Source organism: Roseimicrobium sp. ORNL1, from assembly GCF_011044495.1.
Classification (GTDB): domain Bacteria; phylum Verrucomicrobiota; class Verrucomicrobiia; order Verrucomicrobiales; family Verrucomicrobiaceae; genus Roseimicrobium.
This window is the reverse complement of record NZ_CP049143.1, coordinates 3755481-3774893: the sequence shown is the minus strand read 5'-3', so window position 1 is coordinate 3774893 and position 19413 is coordinate 3755481. Positions and strand designations below refer to the sequence as shown.

15 protein-coding genes and 1 tRNA gene are annotated in these 19413 nt (G+C 59.6%); 7 read left to right on the top strand and 9 right to left on the bottom strand.

Annotated features, from left to right (window positions below; all coding sequences use genetic code 11):
* Positions 1–607: 607 nt before the first annotated feature.
* The 7 genes from G5S37_RS15355 to floA form a co-directional block, all read right to left on the bottom strand.
* Positions 608–1330, bottom strand: coding sequence for a phage Gp37/Gp68 family protein (locus tag G5S37_RS15355; protein WP_165205350.1), 723 nt, complete (start codon positions 1328–1330; stop codon positions 608–610).
* Complete coding sequence (tcmP, locus tag G5S37_RS15350; RefSeq protein WP_165205349.1) at positions 1320–2303, bottom strand: three-Cys-motif partner protein TcmP; 984 nt, start codon at positions 2301–2303, stop codon at positions 1320–1322. Before tcmP ends, G5S37_RS15355 begins: the two co-directional genes overlap by 11 nt.
* A 202-nt stretch (positions 2304–2505) precedes the next feature.
* Positions 2506–3042 (bottom strand): tyrosine-type recombinase/integrase, encoded by a 537-nt coding sequence (locus G5S37_RS15345; RefSeq protein ID WP_206026469.1) that lies wholly within the window; start codon positions 3040–3042, stop codon positions 2506–2508.
* A gap of 115 nt (positions 3043–3157) precedes the next feature.
* Positions 3158–3241: transfer RNA gene (locus tag G5S37_RS15340), tRNA-Leu, on the bottom strand.
* A 96-nt stretch (positions 3242–3337) separates the two neighbouring features.
* Positions 3338–3940: a hypothetical protein gene (locus tag G5S37_RS15335; RefSeq protein ID WP_165205347.1), complete on the bottom strand. Its 603-nt coding sequence runs from the start codon at positions 3938–3940 to the stop codon at positions 3338–3340.
* Between the two features lie 19 nt (positions 3941–3959).
* Positions 3960–4655, bottom strand: a complete 696-nt coding sequence (locus G5S37_RS15330) for a hypothetical protein (RefSeq protein WP_165205346.1) — start codon at positions 4653–4655, stop codon at positions 3960–3962.
* Between the two features lie 101 nt (positions 4656–4756).
* Entirely contained in the window at positions 4757–5776 is a 1020-nt protein-coding gene (gene floA / locus G5S37_RS15325) for a flotillin-like protein FloA (protein WP_165205345.1), read from the bottom strand.
* A gap of 265 nt (positions 5777–6041) precedes the next feature.
* On the opposite strand from floA, the gene G5S37_RS15320 reads away from it, so the two are divergent.
* From G5S37_RS15320 to G5S37_RS15290, 7 genes are all read left to right on the top strand, one after another.
* Complete coding sequence (locus G5S37_RS15320; RefSeq protein ID WP_165205344.1) at positions 6042–6815, top strand: hypothetical protein; 774 nt, start codon at positions 6042–6044, stop codon at positions 6813–6815.
* Positions 6816–6874: 59 nt separating this feature from the next.
* Positions 6875–7606, top strand: coding sequence for an ABC transporter ATP-binding protein (locus G5S37_RS15315; RefSeq protein ID WP_165205343.1), 732 nt, complete (start codon positions 6875–6877; stop codon positions 7604–7606).
* A 70-nt stretch (positions 7607–7676) separates the two neighbouring features.
* Complete coding sequence (locus G5S37_RS15310) at positions 7677–8204, top strand: gluconokinase (protein ID WP_206026468.1); 528 nt, start codon at positions 7677–7679, stop codon at positions 8202–8204.
* An 82-nt stretch (positions 8205–8286) separates the two neighbouring features.
* Positions 8287–8760 carry an ankyrin repeat domain-containing protein gene (locus G5S37_RS15305; protein WP_165205342.1) on the top strand — a complete coding sequence of 158 codons (474 nt, stop codon included), beginning with the start codon at positions 8287–8289 and terminating at the stop codon, positions 8758–8760.
* Positions 8761–8989: 229 nt separating this feature from the next.
* Complete coding sequence (locus G5S37_RS15300; protein ID WP_165205341.1) at positions 8990–11839, top strand: PD-(D/E)XK nuclease family protein; 2850 nt, start codon at positions 8990–8992, stop codon at positions 11837–11839.
* Positions 11836–15087, top strand: a complete 3252-nt coding sequence (locus G5S37_RS15295) for a UvrD-helicase domain-containing protein (protein ID WP_165205340.1) — start codon at positions 11836–11838, stop codon at positions 15085–15087. Before G5S37_RS15300 ends, G5S37_RS15295 begins: the two co-directional genes overlap by 4 nt.
* 19 nt (positions 15088–15106) lie before the next feature.
* Positions 15107–17134, top strand: a complete 2028-nt coding sequence (locus tag G5S37_RS15290) for a response regulator transcription factor (RefSeq protein WP_165205339.1) — start codon at positions 15107–15109, stop codon at positions 17132–17134.
* A 166-nt stretch (positions 17135–17300) separates the two neighbouring features.
* Here G5S37_RS15290 and G5S37_RS15285 read toward each other — a convergent pair whose 3' ends face one another.
* Together G5S37_RS15285 and G5S37_RS15280 are read right to left on the bottom strand one after the other, a co-directional pair.
* A complete protein-coding gene (locus G5S37_RS15285; RefSeq protein WP_165205338.1) occupies positions 17301–19010 on the bottom strand; it encodes a PAS domain-containing hybrid sensor histidine kinase/response regulator in 1710 nt (569 codons plus the stop codon).
* On the bottom strand, positions 19007–19405 hold the full coding sequence (locus tag G5S37_RS15280) for a circadian clock KaiB family protein (protein WP_165205337.1): 399 nt from the start codon (positions 19403–19405) through the stop codon (positions 19007–19009). Before G5S37_RS15280 ends, G5S37_RS15285 begins: the two co-directional genes overlap by 4 nt.
* Positions 19406–19413: the final 8 nt, after the last annotated feature.

The following is a 19413-nucleotide window of genomic DNA, read 5'->3' as shown; positions in this document are numbered from 1 at the left end:
ATGTTTGCGAAGTTTGCGGGGGTGTTTGGGCAGCAGGTCTAGGGCAGTCATGATGACAGTGGAAATCGTGAGCACGACTTCCAGACCTTGGCGAAGTGCTTTGAGAAGGTTGGTGTTGAACATAGTGGTCTGAGTGGGTTGATGTTGTTGCATACAAAGAAGCCCCACCCGGAGGTTACCGGCTGGGGCTTGGAGGTATGGCTGAGGAGTACGGAAGTTTCAGTGGATCGATACTGAATCTTCAGATCGTCATTTGTATGTAACACGGATCAGGCTGCTATTGCACCAAACAAGGGTTGTTCGCGGAGTATTCCCCCATAACGTCATCCCAGGTCTGCCCCAAGGAAGCTTAATCTCGTTCTAAGGAGCCCAAGCTGGCCATCGCAATTGACGGTACTGGTCTGCACTTGCCACAGCTCGAAAGCTAGATGACGGGCCTAGCTGAAAATGCAGCAAAAGTGACTGCAACACTTCCAAACACTTAGAGCCACATTAATCTGTACGTTGCTTTTCCATGAGGCGGCCTTCCTCCGTACCATGGGAGCGGGCGGCTCTAAATACAGTGTGGAGCTTAGACGTGGGTGCGCATCTAACCTCTCTTGAAATCTCATGGAAAGGCCGCCTTCCTTGCAGGCATGCCGTCATATGTCCTTCCGTTGATCTCCCGACCCGCAGCCTTCTTGTTTCTACCGCCCCATTGCTTGAAGAAAAAGGCAACGTCGAGTTTTTCACACTGTCGCTGGATCTGGCGAACCCAGTCTGCTGACATAGGCCGGGAGTGAGCGCCGCTTTCACCGCCTACAATAACCCAATGAATACCGGCCAACCTAAGCTTTGGCAGGGGGCCTATTAGGGGTTCGCAGGAAAGAAAACGAACAGTCGCGGGTACTTTTCGAAGGTAGTCAATTCGCCAAGTTGCCGCCTCATTCTCTACACTCACCCCCATCCAGATGTTGGGGGTCCAGTTGAGTTTTTTGGCCACTTGGGCCAAACGTTCCGCGCGCTTTGTAAGCACCTGAAATACGTGCTGAGGACATTGGTTCATTACCTCAAAAACCTTTTCGATGAAAAGCAAAGGCACTTCGTCGTGAAAAAGGTCGCTCATGGAATTGACAAAGACTACGCTGGGCTTCCGCCAAGCGCGCGGCATGTCGAGCGCATCTTCGTGGCAACGGACGGCAAATCCCGCCTGATACTTGGCTAGTCCCATCGCCTTCAAGCGACGCGTCATTACTTCTGCATAGCAGTTTTTGCAGCCGGCAGAGATCTTGTCGCAGCCTGTTGTGGGATTCCACGTAAACTCAGTCCATTCGATGGAGCTATTGGCCATTTTGCTGTTTCTTAATGATGTGCTGGGCGATTCGTGTGGCGATTGGTGCACCCCTTTCGTTTGCAACAGCAAAGCATAGGAGGAACAATGGCGAGCCAGAAGCCGTCTTCAAAATCAGAGGTTCTTCGACCGTACTCGCAAACACCAGCCTCAGTCTCCGGGTGACATAGCGGCTCAAACGTCCAAATGGGTCGTTCAGCTTGGCCTCACGCGTGGTGAATAGGGTTTCTGGAAACAACTCGGATTGGGGGCCTCTCTGTGGAGTGGCGTAGAACTCCTGTCGCCAGGAACTGTCTCCAAAGGTCTCGTCAAGACGTTGCGCCCAAGCCTCAGGGACTTCGGCATCACGCGGCAACATGCGATTGACTGCCATTGCCGGAAACAGCATCCACATATCCATTGCCTTTGTTTTCGCAATATCCTCGACAGTGTTCCATCGCAGGTGCAGGGCAAATGGATCGAGGAATATTGTGGCACGCCTCTTGGTCCAGTCCATCTGCGAGATCTTGGAGAGAGCAGAATTGGCGTCGTCACATATGTACTGCACTCGTCTTTCTCGTACTTTTCCTGTTTCTTCCACCTGCGCTTCAAGCTGGGCCAGTGTGTTGGAGTTGCGATCAATGAATATAAACTCATGAAACCCCGGGTCAGTTTCCAGAGCCATGAGGGGAGACCCGTGCCGAAATTTTGTCTCCTCTTGCTCGTCAACATCCTCGTAGGAAGAAACTTTCGCGTCCTCCTGCGGTAGGTGCCCGGAAAACAAATCGCGCGAAGGGAGGGGAGTTGGGTTCGGTTTCTCTCTTTGCCCTGGCCTAACACGCCCGCCACCAGCAAAGCCGTCAATGTACACCCTCGTGAAACCGGTTTTGCTGAGAGCCGTGTTGAAACACGTGAAGTAATCACGGACAACGGAGAGCTTTACATCGCTCCACCCACCGCCAAAGGCTCCGAAATGGGGTGGTGGTTTAGCCATCGGATAGACTTTAGTGGACTGACTAAACGATGTCCAGCACTGCCAAGTTCCGTCGCCAATTGTAGAGTTCAGGTGTTTCTGCGGGTCATCATTGAGTAGCGGAAGCCCTTAGCCCATCCATCATGAGCCACAGGTGGATCCACGTGACCACTAGGAAGCCCCCGATTGAGCTGGGATCGTCCAGGGAAACTACGATGGCGAATCAAGCGAGTAACTCCGCCATCCTGTCATGGTGCGGGCGGCGGACGTGGCTGTACGTTTCGAGAATCAGCTTGCCCCCGTCCCGATGACCCTGCCACTCGGCGATGGTCTTCACGTCGATGCCCTTTTCCAAGGCGTCCGTAATGAACATGCGCCGGAGGGATCTCTGGGTGAAGTGAGGGAATTGTAGCGCCTTACAGGCAGAGTCGAGGGCGTGTTTGGCCTCCGAAATAGGCACCAGTTTGGCATTTGGGTCGGATCGCTGGGCGCGTACCAACCGTTCCACCAACGGGCGCAGGCGGGGGAAGATGGGAATATGGAAACCCGTGTCCGTTTTCTGGCGGCGGACCCAAATCTTGCCGCGGGCAAGATCCACATCGCGTACCTTCAGTTCAGCTACCTCACCATTGCCCAGCCCGGACAGGCCCATGAACTCCACAAAGTCACCGCTGGCGGCGCAACGTCGATTGATGGTGTTCTCACGTGTGTACGCCACCATTTGCTGGAACTGGTCCCAGGTGGGCGTAAGCCTTTCCACAGCCTGAACAGGGGAGGTGAAGTCCGAAAATGCAAACCAGCTGCAAAGCAGTCCTTCTGTGTTTTGCGAATTCTGCCATCGCATTGGCGCGAGAAACCTCTGAGTTTCAGCAAAGTACCGGCGGTCGGACTCGAACCGACACGTCCTCGCGGACACAAGATTTTGAGTCTAGCGCGTCTACCAATTTCACCACGCCGGCCTTCTGATTTTGTTCTGCTCTGAGGAGCAGGGGAAAACGATTAAGCCAGTCGCGCGGTGGATGCAAGTCTGTTTGCAAAGGAACCGGATTTGACCGCTATTTCTTTTCCTTTTCTCCCTGTGGCTGTGGCTGTGACGCAGGCGCAGCGGGTGCCTGGAAGTTCCTGGCAGCGACGGCGGCACGGATACCTTCAACAAAATCCCGGTCCGGCTGGGACAGGCGGTCCAGAGGGACCTCGTAGGGCTTGGTGCCGGACAGGAGGCGGACCTTGCCATCACGCACCACGGTGGGGTTGGCTGGCATGGCGGGTGGAGTGGGCGGAGGGGTCTGGTTTCCCTGTGTTTCGATGACGGCTTCCTCAAAGATGATGAGCTTGGCCAGCAGGGGCTTGCCGTCACTGCTGGTCCACTGCCGAGAATCCGACACGGTGTAATACATCGTGGTGCGCAAGATGGGCGGAGGCTTGGGAGCAACCGGGCCGAGGCCGGGACCGATGCTGGCGCCGCCACTGCCTTCGATGCGTTTGGTGAATTTCTTCGGCGTCGCGGGTATCACCTGCGCGAGGATGCTGACGGGGCCGGAAGCAAGGAGCAGCGCGGCAGTGAGAGGCAGCCAGCAGAAGCCACGGCTGCGGGGCACGGCAGTCTTCATGCGAGCAAGCGTATCGGAAACGAAGGGTCCCGACCAGCCAAACTTCATGGAGTTCCCAAGGAGAGCCTCAGGACGGATCGTTGTCCCAAGGCGTATTCCGGATGCCCTTGGGGGTGTCCAAAATCTCCTTCAAGATGAAGGCCTGCTGGTAGCCAGCCGAAGTGTGAAGCAGGGCAGCAAGGGGGTGGGAGTTCCGCCGTGAGGGCAGTTTGGTATCGTAGGCGTGTGAGGCCAGTGCTGCAGAGGCGGCATGCGTTTGCAGAGGACCATCCACGGTAGTTCTTGCCGGGGCCTGAGGGCGCGATGCGGGAGAAAGGGGGGGAGCTTGGTGTGCCCGCGATGCTGCAGTGGGCAGAGGTGGCGCCACAGGACGGTGTGATGGCTGATGTGGGCGCTGCGGATGCGGATGAGCGGGCATCGGCGGTGGCGACGGTGCTTGTGCTTCCTGGGCGGCACGCTTCAGTTCCTCGAAGAGTTCCTTGAGGGAACCGCCTGTGGTGGGCGAGGCAGGGGAGGGCGGATGCTGGGGCAGTCTCGTGGGTGGTTCCTCGATTTTTTTGGTTTGTTCCGCCCATGCCTTGCGCCGCATCTCAGTCTCGTCCTCGGTGGGCATATGGCGGTCGCGTTCTGCCGCCTCCTGCTTTTGCTTCCAGAGATTGATCAGCCAGTTGATGAAAATGACCGCCAGGAACACGATGACGGTGACTACCTGGCCAAGATCGACTTCGGCAAGGAGAGGTGTCAGTGCCAGGGGGTGAAGCATGGGAGAGGGAGGTCCGCCGGTTGTTTGACTATTTTGATTAGTGGCCGGCAGCGTCCCCGCAGGGTGTGGACGCTGCCTTTCGTCTTCGCGGGCTTCTGCGTTTACTTCTTTTCGTGCTGGGCCGGAGATTCGCCGGCAATGCTCTGCCGCATTTCGGTGTCCGCGGAGATGTTGCGATAGCGGGCGTAGTCCATGATGCCCAGGTTGCCATTGCGGAAGGCTTCTGCAATGGCCATGGGCACCTGCGCCTCGGCTTCCACCACGCGTGCGCGCATGTCCTGGGTCTTGGCGGACATTTCCTGTTCGACGGCCACGGCTGCGGCACGGCGTACTTCGGCATTGGCCTGGGCAATCTTCTTGTCCGTCTCCGCCTGGTCGGCCTGGAGTTTGGCGCCCACGTTTTCGCCCACATCCACGTCGGCGATGTCGATGGAGATGATCTCAAACGCGGTGCCCACATCCACACCCTTCTGCAGCACCACCTTGGAAATGCTGTCCGGATTTTCCAGCACGTCCTTGTAGCTGGCGCTGGAGCCGATGCAGGTCACGATGCCTTCACCCACACGGGCGATCACGGTTTCTTCCGTGGCGCCGCCGATGAAGCGGTCCAGATTCGTGCGCACGGTCACACGGGCGCGTACGCGGAGCGAAATACCGTCGCGTGCCACGGCGTCGATCTTGCCGCCTTTGCCCATTTCCGCGCTGGGGCAGTCGATGACCTTGGGATTGATGCTGGTGCGCACGGCTTCGATCACAGTTTTGGAAGTGCCCTTCACGGCGAGGTCGATGGCGCAGGCGCGGTCGAAGTCGAGCTGGATGCCCGCCTTGTTCGCTGCAATGAGGGACAGTACCACATGCGTCACATTGCCGCCGGCGAGGTAGTGCGCTTCAAGCTGGTCCGTGGTGAGGGGATTGCCGGACTTTACGGCGGTGATGCGAGTATCCACGATCAAGGCATTGGGCACCCCACGCAGCCACATGGCCACGAGAGTGGGGATGCCCACGGGTGCATTCGCCACCTTGGCACGCAGCCAGAGATTGAAGAACTTCCCGAGGATGAGAATGAAGAAAAGGCCGATGATGACAACGGCGCCGGTACCAATGATCTGAAAGGTGGACATGGTGCGTGGTGTGATGTGTGTTTTTTAACGGTGACTCTTGCAGGCTGGCAGAAATCAATCAATCACGGGACCCGGACTGGCATGGTGCGGGCGTCGCGGGGCTGGGAGTTGTTAGCGCAGAACCATGAACGCGCAATCGACGCCTTGAGTATTGCACGACAACAATTTGTTCAATCTTGGTAAATTTTTCTGAGGTCCGTCGATTCCTGGTTGAGTCCGCGGGAGCCGGTACGCTAACATGGCGCGCATGGTAACTCGGTTGTTCATGGCATTGGTCCTGGCTTTCTGGCTGGTGATGACGGTGCTGCTGGTGCGGTATACGTATTTTCCGGAGAGTTCGCAGTTTGCCGAGGTGCCGCCGCGGGTCGTGATGAAGTTGTTCCTGGAGCAGGGGAACAAGACCAACGCCATGTATGTGTACCACTACGAGAAGAAAATTGGACACGCATCCGTCATGGCGCTGCCCGTTAGGGGCATCGACAGCAAGCCGGGTGATCCGCCGGTGCATATGCTGAAAATCAGCGGCACGCTGGAAAAGGGCATGCTCAAGAGTGTGCAGCAGGCGGTCGTCTGGCGGCTGGATGCACGACTGAACCGGATGGAGGAATTTGAATACCTGAAGGGGACCATTACCCTGCAGGATCCCGATATCAAAGCTGAGTTTGTGTGGAACTCCGGGGAAAAGGCTCCGACAATTACGTTCTCACAGCGAGGGGGCGAGCCGGCCCCAGAGTTGCAGATGATGCAGACCCTGCTGCGCCAGATGCTGGGCAGCGGCAAGCAGGCGGTGCCGGGCATGGCCGCCGTGCCCGATGAGAAGTCCGTGCACCTCACCACCCGTGAAGGCTCCATGAACATCGGGGGACAGAAGCGTCAGGGATACACCCTGGAACTCGGAGCCACGGAGAGCTGGCGGCTCAAGGCGTTCTTCACCGAGGCGGGAGAGCTGGCCCTGGTGAACCTGCCCGATGGGTATCGCCTCATGGAACAGACTATTTACGGTCTCACGCCCGATTATGGCAAGGAAGAGGAGGAATGAACTTGCGGTAAGCATTCTGCTGCCGACAGATCGCAGGTTCTCCCCCCAAGTATTCGAGCATGATTGAGATCAACGACCTGACCATGGACTATGGCCCCCTCCGGGCGCTAGACGGTCTGACCATCAATATCCCCCAAGGGGAGTTTTTCGCTTTCCTGGGGCCGAACGGCGCGGGCAAAACCACAGCCATCAAGCTGCTGACGGGCCTGATGCGCCCAGTTCGGGGCTCAGTGAAGCTGTGCGGCTACGATGTGCAAACGGAGCCCCTGAAGGCCAAGGCCGTGCTCGGGTACGTGCCGGATGTGGCAGTGTTTTACGAGAAGCTGACCTCGGCGGAGTTCATGCGTTTCATTGCGGATATCTTCGAGATTGATGAAGCGGTGGCGGAGGAGCGTGCTGCGGCGCTCTTCAAGAAGTTCCATCTCGACAGTTACGCGCACCAGCGCATCGAGAACCTGAGCCACGGCACCCGGCAGCGACTGGCCATCACCAGCGCCCTGTTGCATGATCCGAAGGTCTTCGTCATCGACGAGCCAATGGTGGGCCTGGATCCCATTCATGCCCGGGTGGTGAAGCAGGAACTGAAGGAACGCAGCCGCGCCGGCATGACCATTCTCATGTCCACCCACCTGCTGAATATCGCGGAGGAACTGGCGGACCGCATCGGCATCCTGCACAGGGGCAAGCTCATCTCGCTGGGCACGATGCAGGAACTGCAGAACATGCGCGAGCGTAATGGGAAACGGCTTGAGGAGATCTTCCTGGAGATGGTATCGGGTGATTCCGATTGAAATCGGTCTGTCTCGTTCGTTTTCCTTTTCGCTCCGCTTCCAATCCGATCTTTCGTTCGTTCGTTCATTCATGTCCGCACCTGTCAATCCTTCCTCCGGCACGCTCATTGTCATGGGTGTGAGTGGTTGTGGCAAAAGCCTCATTGGCGCCATGTTGGCCAAGGCGCTGGGAGGAAAGTTCGATGATGGCGATGACTTTCACCCGCCCGCGAACAAGGCGAAGATGTCCCAGAAGATTCCGCTGACGGACGAGGACCGTTGGCCCTGGCTCGCGAATCTGCGGGAACATATTCTGGCGACACGCTCCCAGACTCCCTGGCACGTGGTTGCTTGTTCCGCGCTGAAGCGGACGTACCGCGACTTGCTGCGTGGGGAGGACACGGATAAGGAACTGCGGTTCGTTTATCTTAAGGGCTCGAAGGAACTGATCGCCTCCCGCCTGAATGAGCGGAAGGGCCACTTCTTCAAGCCGGAGCTGCTGGATTCGCAGTTCGCCGCCCTGGAAGAACCGGGAACGGATGAGGCGATCGTGGTGGATATTTCCGGGTCGCCGGAGGAGATTGTGCAGGAGGTGGTGGAGGTGCTGGGAGGGGATTGAGGCAGGCAACGTGAAGTTTGTTGAATTTTTGAAGACAACTTAGAACTGGCCAAGCCCCGATTTCTGTATCCCCATAGGAATAATGAAGGCTGAGCATGAAATTTTTCCGATTATTCGGCGCGAGCCCGTCGAGGTGTTCCTCGAAAAACTCAAGAGCGTTGCGCCGGGGGTCACCAGCCGTGGCATGAGTATGCTTCACGAGGCGATTGCCTACGGGAAAGCCCAGCATGCTGAATTATTGATTTTGCACGGAGTCGACGTAGACGCTCAAGACAAGCAGGGACAAACGCCACTTCACTACGCTGCAATTCATAACGATTTGGAGACGGCGAAGCTTCTTGTAACGCACAAGGCAGATCAACTTGTCAGCGACAAATTTGGAAATGCGCCCTTGTGGTATGCGGTTTTCAATGCCCGCGGCCGTTACGAGCTGACGCGTTTGTATATCGAAGCTGGGGGGCCAGTGTCACGAAAGAACAAAAGCGGAAGATCTCCGTTGGATTTTGCTGTACAGATTGGCGATGCGGAGTTGCAGGGACTTTTGAGCGTTGGGTAAAGGCTTCAAGGATCAATCCATGTACAATGACTGCGAAGCAGCGCCTTGTGATAAATGGCATTGCACAAGAAATGAACGGTCTGTCGTCCGTGGTGCACGCCGAGACATCCTGCGAGGTGGCGGTCTTCATGCTTCAGGGAGCGAAGGTTTTCAGAAACTGCAGTCACTCCCTTGGCACCGTCATTCCTCGTGCTAAGTAACGGACTCGCCACGCCACGCGTACGACTCCATGTCCAATGCCACGCTTCACTTCTGGAACTGGGATCGTCCGGTGCTGGAGCATGCCGTGGAGGAGTTGACTGCGGGATGGAAGGCGGGCGCGCTGGACTTGGGGGACGCCATCATCGTGTGTCCCACGGCGGAAGCGGTGCGTCGGTTGCGGCAGGCTCTGGCGGAGGCGGCAGCCAAGCGCGACAGTGCGGTGATGGCTCCGCATGTGTGGCATCCTGCGAGTGCGCTGAATCCACTCCCGGATCAGCAGCATTCGCATGCCATCGCTCCCGTCCTGCAGGAAAGGATGGCGTGGAGCGAAGTGCTGATGCGGGCTCGCGTGGAGGAAATGGAGGCGCTGTTTCCTTCGCTTCCGGAGTCGCGTGACCTGGGATGGGCGTCTGCCGTGGCGGAGACATTGAGAAAGACAAGGCATGCCCTCGGCGCTGGTGGGCACACCATGGAGTCTGCCGCAGAGGAATTGTCCGGCATGGACTCCGCGGAGCGCTGGCAGCATCTGGTGACGCTGGAGCAGGACTACCTGCGACAGCTCGAAGCCTGGGGGCTGGAAGATGCACAGGAATACAAGCGCCATGCGGCCATGTATCCAGTGCTTCCCGAAGGTGTGCGTCGCGTCCTGGTGTGTGCTGTGGCAGATGCGCCGATGCTTTTCCTGCAATGGTTGCGCTCCCTGCCGGAGCAGATCGAGACGCACATCTTCGTCCACGCGCCGGAGAGCATGCGCACGAGCTTCAGTGAACTGGGTGTGCCGCTGTCCTCCGCGTGGGGAGATGAGGCGGAAATCGTGCTGAACTGTCCCGTGCCGCATGCGCGCATGCGTTGCGTGCCCGGACCGGAGGATCAGTCGAGGCTCGCGGTGAAGCTACTGGCGGACATGGCAGGTCAGGGATGGCCGGTGGCGATTGGTACCTGTGACCAGGCACTCGCCAGCACGCTGGAAGGCACGCTCTCTGCCGAAGGTGCGCGGGTGTACAATCCCGCAGGTCGCTCGGCCCGGCAGCACATCATTGCTCAAGTGTTGCGCTGTGGCTGGAAGGCCGCGACCGCACCGTCCTGGCGTGGCTGGCTGCCCTTCCTGCGCATGGATGATGTGCTGCAGGCGATCTGCCGGGAGGCGAAGGCTTTGCCGGGAGAGGTGCTCGTGGAGCTGGATGATTTTCATGCGACGCATCTTCCGCCGACCATTGATGATGCGGTGAAGCTTTCCGCGGGAAAGGAAGACTATGCGTGCCTGCATGCGGCACTCTCCGCTGCCATGAGAGCCGCGGAAATCTGGGGCACTGCGTCATGTGTCACAGCTGTGCGGGATTTCCTGTTGTGGCTGTATGGCGCGCGCACGTTCGACACGGCGAAAGAGTCGGACCGCCACTTCGGTGAGATCTTCGGAGAGGTGCTCCGACTGGCGGCGGATGTGGATGCGGTGCGCGGCAAAGCTTCTGCGATGGAGTTGTTGGGCCAGGTGTTTGACGCGCTAGAGGAAGGGCAGATGAGTGATGTGCGCGGCGAGGCGGAACTGGTGATCCACGGTTGGCTGGAACTGCCCTGGGAACCGGCTCCCGGTCTGGTCATCACGGGATTTAATGATGAACATGTGCCCGGAAATCCCGGCAGCGATCCCTTCCTGCCGGATCAAGCACGGGAGAAGCTGGGCCTTTCCTGCCAGGCCACACGCCGCGCGCGTGATACGTATCTGCTGCATGCCATGGCCGGCCAGCGCGAGAAGCAGGGCGCGCTGCATGTCATCCTCGGCAAGGTGAGCAAGGACAACGATGCCCTGCGTCCCTCGCGCCTGCTGCTGGATGCGAGTGATGAAGAACTGCCCGAGCGCGTGCGGCACCTCTTTCCCCAGGAAGAGGAGAGCGCCGGTCAGCCACGCCCGGCTCGCACGATGGCCTTTGGATTGCGCCCGGAGTTCCGGCAGTGGCGCGCGCAAAAGATCTCGCCGTCCGACCTGCGCGCGTACCTGGCTTGTCCCTTCCGTTTCTATCTCTCGCGCGTGCTCAACATGGGAGCCGTGGAGAGCGGGCAGCGAGAGATGTCACCGGCGGACTTCGGAAGTCTGGTGCATTCCGTGCTGGAATCCTTTGGGAAGGACCCGTTGATCTCGACGAGTACGAATGAGCGGGAGATCGCCTCATGGCTGGAGGACGCGCTGGATAAGCAGGTGCGTGCACGCCATGGATTGCAGCCGCTCTTTGCCGTGGCGTTGCAGGCGGAGTCGATGCGGCAGCGTCTACACGCCTTCGCTAGTTTGCAGGCGGAACAACGGAGCGATGGCTGGCGCATCATTGCTGTGGAGGAGCGCATCGATGCTACGTGGGGTGTGACGATTGGTGATGTGCCGCTGGTCGGAACCATCGACCGCGTGGAGCGCCACGACAGCACGGGGAAGATGCGCATCGTGGACTACAAGACCTCGCGCCAGAAGCAGGGACCGGCAGGGGCGCACCGTCGCAAGGTGCCCGCTGCGGAGAGCACGGATGAAACCCAGCAGTGGAAGCATTTCACCGATGGCAAGGGGCACCTCATGCACTGGACGGATCTGCAGCTTCCGTTGTACGTGGAGGCGGCGCGTAGGAAGTGGCCAGATGCCGGGGAGATCGAGGCCGCGTATGTCTGCCTGCCAGCCACGGTGGATGATATCAAGCTGCGCCCGTGGGAAGGCCTGGACGAGCATCTCCTTTCCAGCGCCTGGCTCTGCGCTGAGCGTGCGGTGCAACAGATCAAAGATGGCATCTTCTGGCCACCGGCCAGCGAGGCGGACTATGACGACTTCAGTGAGATCTTCGCAGGCGATGTGATGCGCGGAGCCCTGCCACCCGAGGCTTGGAAAGGAGGCAGGGTATGACTCGCAAACGCACCCCTGCACAGGGCACACAGGCCGCGGTTTCGGCTTCCGCTTCCTCGTCTACCTCTGAAGTGAAGAATGAACTCATCCGCGCTTCGGCCGGCACCGGGAAAACGTATGCGCTGGTGCAGCGTTACCTGTGGCTGCTCGAGCGTGGTGTGGATCCGGAGCGCATTGCCGCGATGACTTTCACGCGCAAGGCGGCGGGGGAATTCTTCGAGCGCATCCTGCAGGAGTTGGCGTCACGCGGCTCGGAGCCTTCCGGCGCCGGGGCCATCACGCTGCTTCGAAAGATGGTGCGCCGGATGGATCGCCTGCGGTTGGGCACGATTGACGCCTTCTTCATGGCGATGACCCAGTGCCTGCCCTTTGAGCTCGGCCTCACAGGGCAGACGGGGCTCATGGGCGAAGAAGATTTCAACCAGGCACGCGACGAGGTGCTGGATTCACTCATGCTCTCCATCACGCGTATCGACGACCGCAGCCTGCTGGATGAGCTGCGCGAGGCGTGGAAGGACGCGAGCCACGGTCATGAGCAGAACCGTCCCACAGAGGCGCTGTCATCATGGTGTAATAGGTTGCATCAACTCTACATTGAGTGCTCCGATGTGGACCGCTGGGGAGGGGAGTCGGTCATCTGGCCGGACAAGAAGGCGGGCGTTGATTTGACCGCGGCATTGAACCGCCTCCAGACGATTCTGGTGATGGGGACATTCGACAAGCGGGCCCAGGCCAAGTGGGACGACTTCTTCCTCGAAGCCGGGACGCTGCCTGTCACCGGCAAGCTGGGTGGCGCAGTGCTCTACATGATGGATCCCAAGCGGGGAGTGCATTCCGACCTTCGGCGGGGGACCGAGTGGATGATGTGGAAGAAGCGGATGCTCACGCCGGATGAAGGCTCAGCACTCGCCGATGTGCTGGAGGCCATCGTGACCACGGTTCTCAAGACTCACATCCGCCGCTCACGCGCGCAGTGCCGTATCATGCAGGTGTACGAGGGCAGCTATCATCGTCTCGTGCGTGGGCGGGGGCGTTTGGTATTTGGAGATCTCGCGTGGTTGCTCAGTGGACACCTCGGCGCGGGACTGGCGGAGGGCTGGGATGCCATCCGCACTGCCGTGGAGTACCGCATGGATGCGCGTTATGACCATTGGCTGCTGGATGAGTTCCAGGACACGAGCGAACGTCAGTGGGAGGTGCTGTCACCCTTGTTGGAGGAGGCGCGGCAGGATGCGGCGCAGGAGCGGAGTGTCTTCCTGGTCGGCGATTTGAAGCAGAGCATCTATCTGTGGCGTCAGGCGGAGCCGGAGATCTTCCATCATGTTGAGGATGCGTGGTCCGGTGAGCGACTCGAGATCACGCCGCTCAACAAGAGCTACCGATCCTGCCCGCAGGTGATGGAGATGGTGAACGGGGTGTTCCTGGACGCGGAGACATTGCTGGATGCCATGTTCCCCGGGGTGGGACGCTTGTGGACGTTTGATGAACATCAGTGCGCTCCCAAGGTGGCAGCGTTGTCCGGTCATGCCGCGATGCTCCATGTGAGTGACGAAGGCGGTGAAGGAAAAGCCGAGGGCGATGGCGAAGGAAGCACCGAAGCCGATCCATTGACGGATACCGTGGTGGAACTCATTCGCGAGATCAATCCCCTGGAGCGCGGGCTGACTTGCGCTGTGTTGCTGCGGAAGAACGACACGGCACGTCGTCTGAGTGATACCTTGCGTGCCCGCCTCGGTGTGGAGGTGATCTGCGAGAGCGAGGAGACGGTACTCATTGACAATCCCGCCACGCTGGCGCTGCTGAGTCTTGTGCAACTGAGCGCGCATCCGTCAGACTCCATGGCCTGGCGGCATATCACCATGACTCCGCTGGGAGAGGTGCTGGAAAGAGATTCCATCACCGCTTATCGACTGAGTGAGCGGGTACGAAGGGATGTCTCCGCCTCGGGCTTTCTGCCGGTGCTGCGTGATTGGTCGCAACTGCTTCGCGAGGCGCTGACCACCATGGACGCCTTCACCGAACGCCGCCTCACGCAGCTTCTCGATTTCGCAGCGGCCTTCGATGAAACAGGCAGCCGTGATGCAGATGATTTCATGCGTCGGGCACGCTCTCACGCACTGCGCGAGGATGCGGTGGGTGCGCGTGCCATCCAGGTTCTTACGGTGCACAAGAGCAAGGGACTGCAATTCGATGTGGTGATCCTGCCTGAGTTGCAGGGCGAGTCGCTGGATGCGGTGTCGCGCAACCGCCTCTTTGTCTCACGCAGTCCTCGCGGCGGAGTACAATGGATTCTCGACAAGCCTGAGAAGGTGATTGTGGAAGCGGATGCCACGCTCAAGGCGGAGCTGCAGCGGGAGCAGGCGAGACGTGCCTTCGAAGGCATTTGCCGTCTCTATGTGGCCATGACCAGGGCGAAGCTCGCTCTCTATGCCATGACGGCGGATCGCAAGCGCGACTCCGACAGCAATGAGGCTGGTATTCTCAGGCAGCGGCTCGTGAGCAGCGAGGCGACTCCGTATGTGTTGGGTGGAATGACCGCGCAATGCTTGTGGGAAACAGGCGACCGGCTCTGGCATGAATCATTCTCCGAAGCGCTTCCGACACCGCGTGTCGAGGCTGAGGCCAGGGAAGGTCCGAAGCTGGGAAGTTTGCTGCGCGAGGTGAATGCGACCGTGCAACGTCGTGCGCCCTCGGGCGAAGAGTCCTTCCGCCTCACGGGGCAGGAGTTCGCCTCACCGGTGCGCGAGGCGAAGCGTCTGCATGGTCTGCAAGTGCACGAGATGCTGGCACTGGTGCCGTGGCTGGAACACGCCGGAGATGTGCGCGGCAACTGGCAGGAGAGGGGATATGACCTCGCCTCCGCGGCCGCGCAGCAGGCGTGGGCGGTACTGGAGGATGCCTCGATCAAGGCGTGGTTCACCCGCGGAGGTGCTACTCGCGAGGTGTGGATGGAAAAGTGCTTTGACCTGGTCACGGCAGATGGCTGGATCTCCGGCACGCTGGACCGTGTGGTGCTGGAGACGGACGACAACGGCGTGTTTACCTCCGCGACCATCTTGGATTTTAAGACGGATGAGGTTGCTGATGAAGCCGTCCTGCAAACACGCGTGCAGGGCTACCTTCCCCAGTTGAAGCTGTATCACGATGCCGTGCAACGCCTCGCCAGCCTGCCGGCGGCCTCGGTGAAGACGATGCTGATTTTCACGGTGTCACGAACGCTCTGGCCCGTGGACTTGACCGCGGGGTAAGCTGGCGTTCTGTAGGCGTGTGAGCCGAAAACGGACATCAGCAACGGATGCCGGGGACCTGGGCAACACTGCCCTCGTGGCTGCCGCGTTGCTCGAAGGCCAGATTGACCTGCCGATGCTCGCGGCTTTGGGAGTGACTCCGCAGCAACTCGACACACTGTTTGATCAAGGGTTGCTGGAGTCCGTGGATGCAAACTCGGCACGGCTCGGAAAGAAAGTGGATGCCGCTGCCACGCTGCAAAGCACGCCGTGGTCTGTACAGCGACGGCTGCATGAAAAGATTGCATCCCTGCTGCTGCCGAGGACGGACAGGCAGGCAGAGGCGGCGAAACACTACGCTGCCGCCTGCTGCTACCCGGAAGCGCGGCGGTTGTGGGTGAAGGTGGCGGAGAAAGCCTGTGCTGAAAAGCGCTACCCCGAGGCGCTCACATCGCTGGAAGAGGCACTGCGCATCTGGCCTGCGGATGAAGAGACGGATCTGCGGATTCAGTTCACGAAGGAAATGGTCCGCTGCGCGCGCAACTGTGGCCGTCTCGATCTTGCGGAAGACAAGCTGGGCGAGTTGTTGGGAGTTGCCGACTTCACCAAGGATCATGAACTGAAGGCAGAGGCGCATCACCAACTCGCTGACCTCGCCCTCCTCAATCTCGACTATGCCGCAGCACGCACGCATCTGCAGGCCTCCGCGGAACTCGCAGAGAAGTTTGGGGAGGTTGAGGAGGCGGCCAAGCGGTGGTTCGCCTTTGCCTCTTTTCTTGCGGATCAGATTCGTCCTCGCGAGTCCCATCGCGCATTGACGCATGCCATTGATCTGCTGGGCAGCAAAGGGGCTCCGGCGTTGCTCTCGCAGTTGCTCAGTTATGAGGGGCTCCTTTTGTCCATGATGGGGGATGCGGCGTCAGGTCGCAAACGGGTCGAGAAGGCGATGGCCATCGCCGTGGAGCATCGTTTGGAGCCGGAGGTGTCCAATGCGTACCGGCGCATGGCAAATCTCAACGAGTACGCGAGTGACTATGCGGGCGAGCGGGATGCGCACCAGCAGGCCATCCGGCTCTGCAAGAAGCAGGGCGCGAAGGATGGTGAGCAGTCCTGCATGATGTGCCTGTCCTATGCCTTCTTCCGCATGGGGGAATGGAAGCAGGCGCAGGACACTGCGAGGAAGGTGATGGATGATCCAGAGGCGCATCCCTTGCTGCGGGCCGGATCCATGGGCGTGCGCTCGTTGATCGCCGCCTTCCGTGGGGAGCATCGCCAGGCACGGCAGTGGATGGAGGAGTCGTCCCTGCAGATGCGGCGTCACGGCGTACTGAGCCTTGAGTTTCATTTGATGTGGGCGCAAGGGTTCAGCTTTGAGTCGTGTGGAGAGACGACTGCTGCCGCTCATGCCTACGGTGCACTGCTGGATTTCTGGAGTGAGACGGAGGACCGTCATGATGTTTCCCCGGGGGCAATGGCGGCTGCGGCCTTCTTCGCGGACCAGGGTGAATGGAAACGCGTGGCGCAGGCGACGGACATCCTCCATGCCGTGGTGAATGCCAATGACAACGAGGAGACACGCTCCGCACGTCTCGCGGTGCTGGGTGAGGGAGATGTGGGAAAGAATGACCTGCAAGCTGCCCTCGTGCACCTGACCGCCTCGCGGGATGGCTATGATCGCCTCGGTACCCCAGTTGAGCGAGTCATGGTGCGGCGGCGTCTGGCGCGGCTGCTTTCCCAAGTGGGGAAGGGGCGCGAGGCTGCGGTGGAAGAAGATGCGGCTTCTGCCATCGCGAAGCATCTGGGCATGCGTCCGTTGCTCGCGAGCGTCTCAAGCCAGCGCGTTTCCCAAGAGAAGGATGCAGGTGCTGGTGCAGAGTTTCTCACGGGCCGCCAGCGGGACGTACTGCAGCTTCTTGCTGATGGTTTCACCAACAAGGAGGCCGCGGAGAGACTGCACCTGAGCCCTCGTACCGTGGAGATGCATGTGGCAGCTTTGCTGGATCGGCTGAACTGTCGCACCCGTGCGGAGGCGATACGACGTGCGGGTGAGTTGAAGTTGTTGGGGTGAGAGGGCTGGAGTCCTCGTTCTCGAGCTGCTTCACCAGACAGCGGGCGGTGCATGCGATGTTCGCTCGTGATCGTGACGTCAGTCGTGCGGGGACAGAAATGTCCCCGATCCTTGGAGAGCGATGCTCCTTGGCTGCAGGAATGTTCCCGTCCTTGGGGAGCACACCCTACTTCCGCAACAGCTTTGCCACGCGTGTGAGCATGCTCTTCAGCGCTTCGGCGGTGACGGGCTTGGTGAGGTGCTCGATGAATCCTGCATCGCGACTGGCGGCGATGTCGTCTTCCATGCCGTAGCCGCTGACGGCTACGCCCACGAGGCCAAACTTCTTGTGCAACTGCGCCATGAGTTCGAGACCGGAACAATCCGGTAATCCGACATCGCTGATCACCAGCTCGAACGCATGGTCAGCCGCTGCCTTGGTTGCTTCCTGGGCATTGGCGGCGGAGACCACATCGCAATCATATTTGTGGAGGATGCGCTCCATGGCACGGCGCGTATCCGCATGGTCCTCCACCAGCAGCACCCGGAGCGGCGTGCGGAAGAGCGCGGACGGGTCTTTTGCCTTTCCGGAACCATGCTTCGTTTCATGCCCCGCGTGCAGGGGAAGTGTCAGGGTAAATTTCGCTCCCTTGTACGAGCCCGGGCTTTCCGCTTCCAGCTTGCCCTTGTGCTGCTCTACGATGGAGCGGCAAATCATCAAGCCCAGCCCAAGTCCGCCGAACTGCCGCGTGATGTGCCGGCCGCCCTGCTCAAAGGGCTCGAACATCTTGCGCACCATGTCGGGTTCGAAGCCGATGCCGTTGTCCGAGACCTCAACACAGATGCTCTTGGGCGACTTGTTCCAGGTGCGGATGGAAATGGAGCCTTTGGCCGGAGTGAACTTGATGGCGTTGCGGATGAGATTCCACAGCACCTGCTGCATGCGCACCGGGTCCATGCTGCTCTGGTGATGTTTCGCCTGCAACTCAAGATCCAGCACCTGGTTCTTGGATTCGACTTCCGTCTGGCAGATGGCGAGCGCCTGCTCCAGCACACCATGGAGGTCGGAGGAAGCCATGTTCAGCTCAAGCTTGCCGCGCGCGATCCTGGTGAGGTCCAAGAGGTCATCGATAAGCCTGGCTTCCAGCTCGATGTTGCGGCGGATGATCTCCAGCTCGCGCTTTGCGGCACCGGCGATCTCGTCGGATTCCTCAAGGTGCTTCAATCCCAGCAATGCGGGTGTCAGCGGGGTGCGCAGTTCATGGCTCAGCGCAGCAAGGAAGCTGTCCTTGGCAAGGTTGGCCTGCTCGGCGACTTCCTTCGCGAAGCGCGTGCTTTCCGCTTCCCGCTGCTCAGTGAGATCCGTGACCACGAGGCAGATGACTTGCTCCTCGGGTAAGGGTAGCTTGCTGGCCGTGAGCATGACTGGAAGCGTCGTGCCTTTTCGCACGCCCAGCTGCGTCTCGAGCCTTACGGATTCCTCCTCCGAACTGAGGATGCCCAGCGCTTCCTTCCACGCTTCTTCCGCGACAAAGCGCTGCAGGTTTTCACTGATCACTTTCTCCAAAGGCAGTCCGACCATGTCGGCAAAGCGGCGGTTGGCGAAAAGAATGAGCCCTTCCGGTGATACCGTGACAGCGCCCTCCTTCATCTGCTCCACATAGACGCGATAAGGATGATCGGAGCCTGCCAGGCTATAGACCTGGGCGCCATTGTCGCCGTGCACCACGAGCGCATCCACCTCGCCATTGCGAATGGCTTCAAGTGTTTCCTGTGCCTCGCGGAGACGGTCATTGAGCGCGCCAAGTTCCTGCTGGCTGATCCAATAACCTTTGCCGTCCTTCTTTTGAACGGCTGTCTTCCGTGCAGCGGCAGATTCTGACGCGCTTCGATTCATAGTTTGGCCCAAGTGGGAGAGGCATCGCCAGGGGCATCCTTCAGGTTCAGGGCGACTAGGATCTTGTCCTTGTCAGCGAGGTTTCCCACCACGCGCCGCACAGGTTCGGGAAGCTGTTTCACCAAGGTAGGTGCGGCCACAATCTGGCTGCCGGAGGCCTCGGTCGGTTGTTGGAAAATGTCCACCACTTCCAGCTCATACCGCCCCTGGAGGCGTTCATCGCAGATGGCGCGGATGGCCGCAATGGCCTGGGTGGAGCGCGGACTGGAGCCAGAGACAAAGAGCTTCAACACATAGCGCTCACCGTCGTGAACACCCTTGAGCAGACGCTCAAATTCCTCGGTCACGTCGGCAGCATCCTTTTTGGGAGCGGGAGATTTCTTGGGGGATGGCATGATGCTCT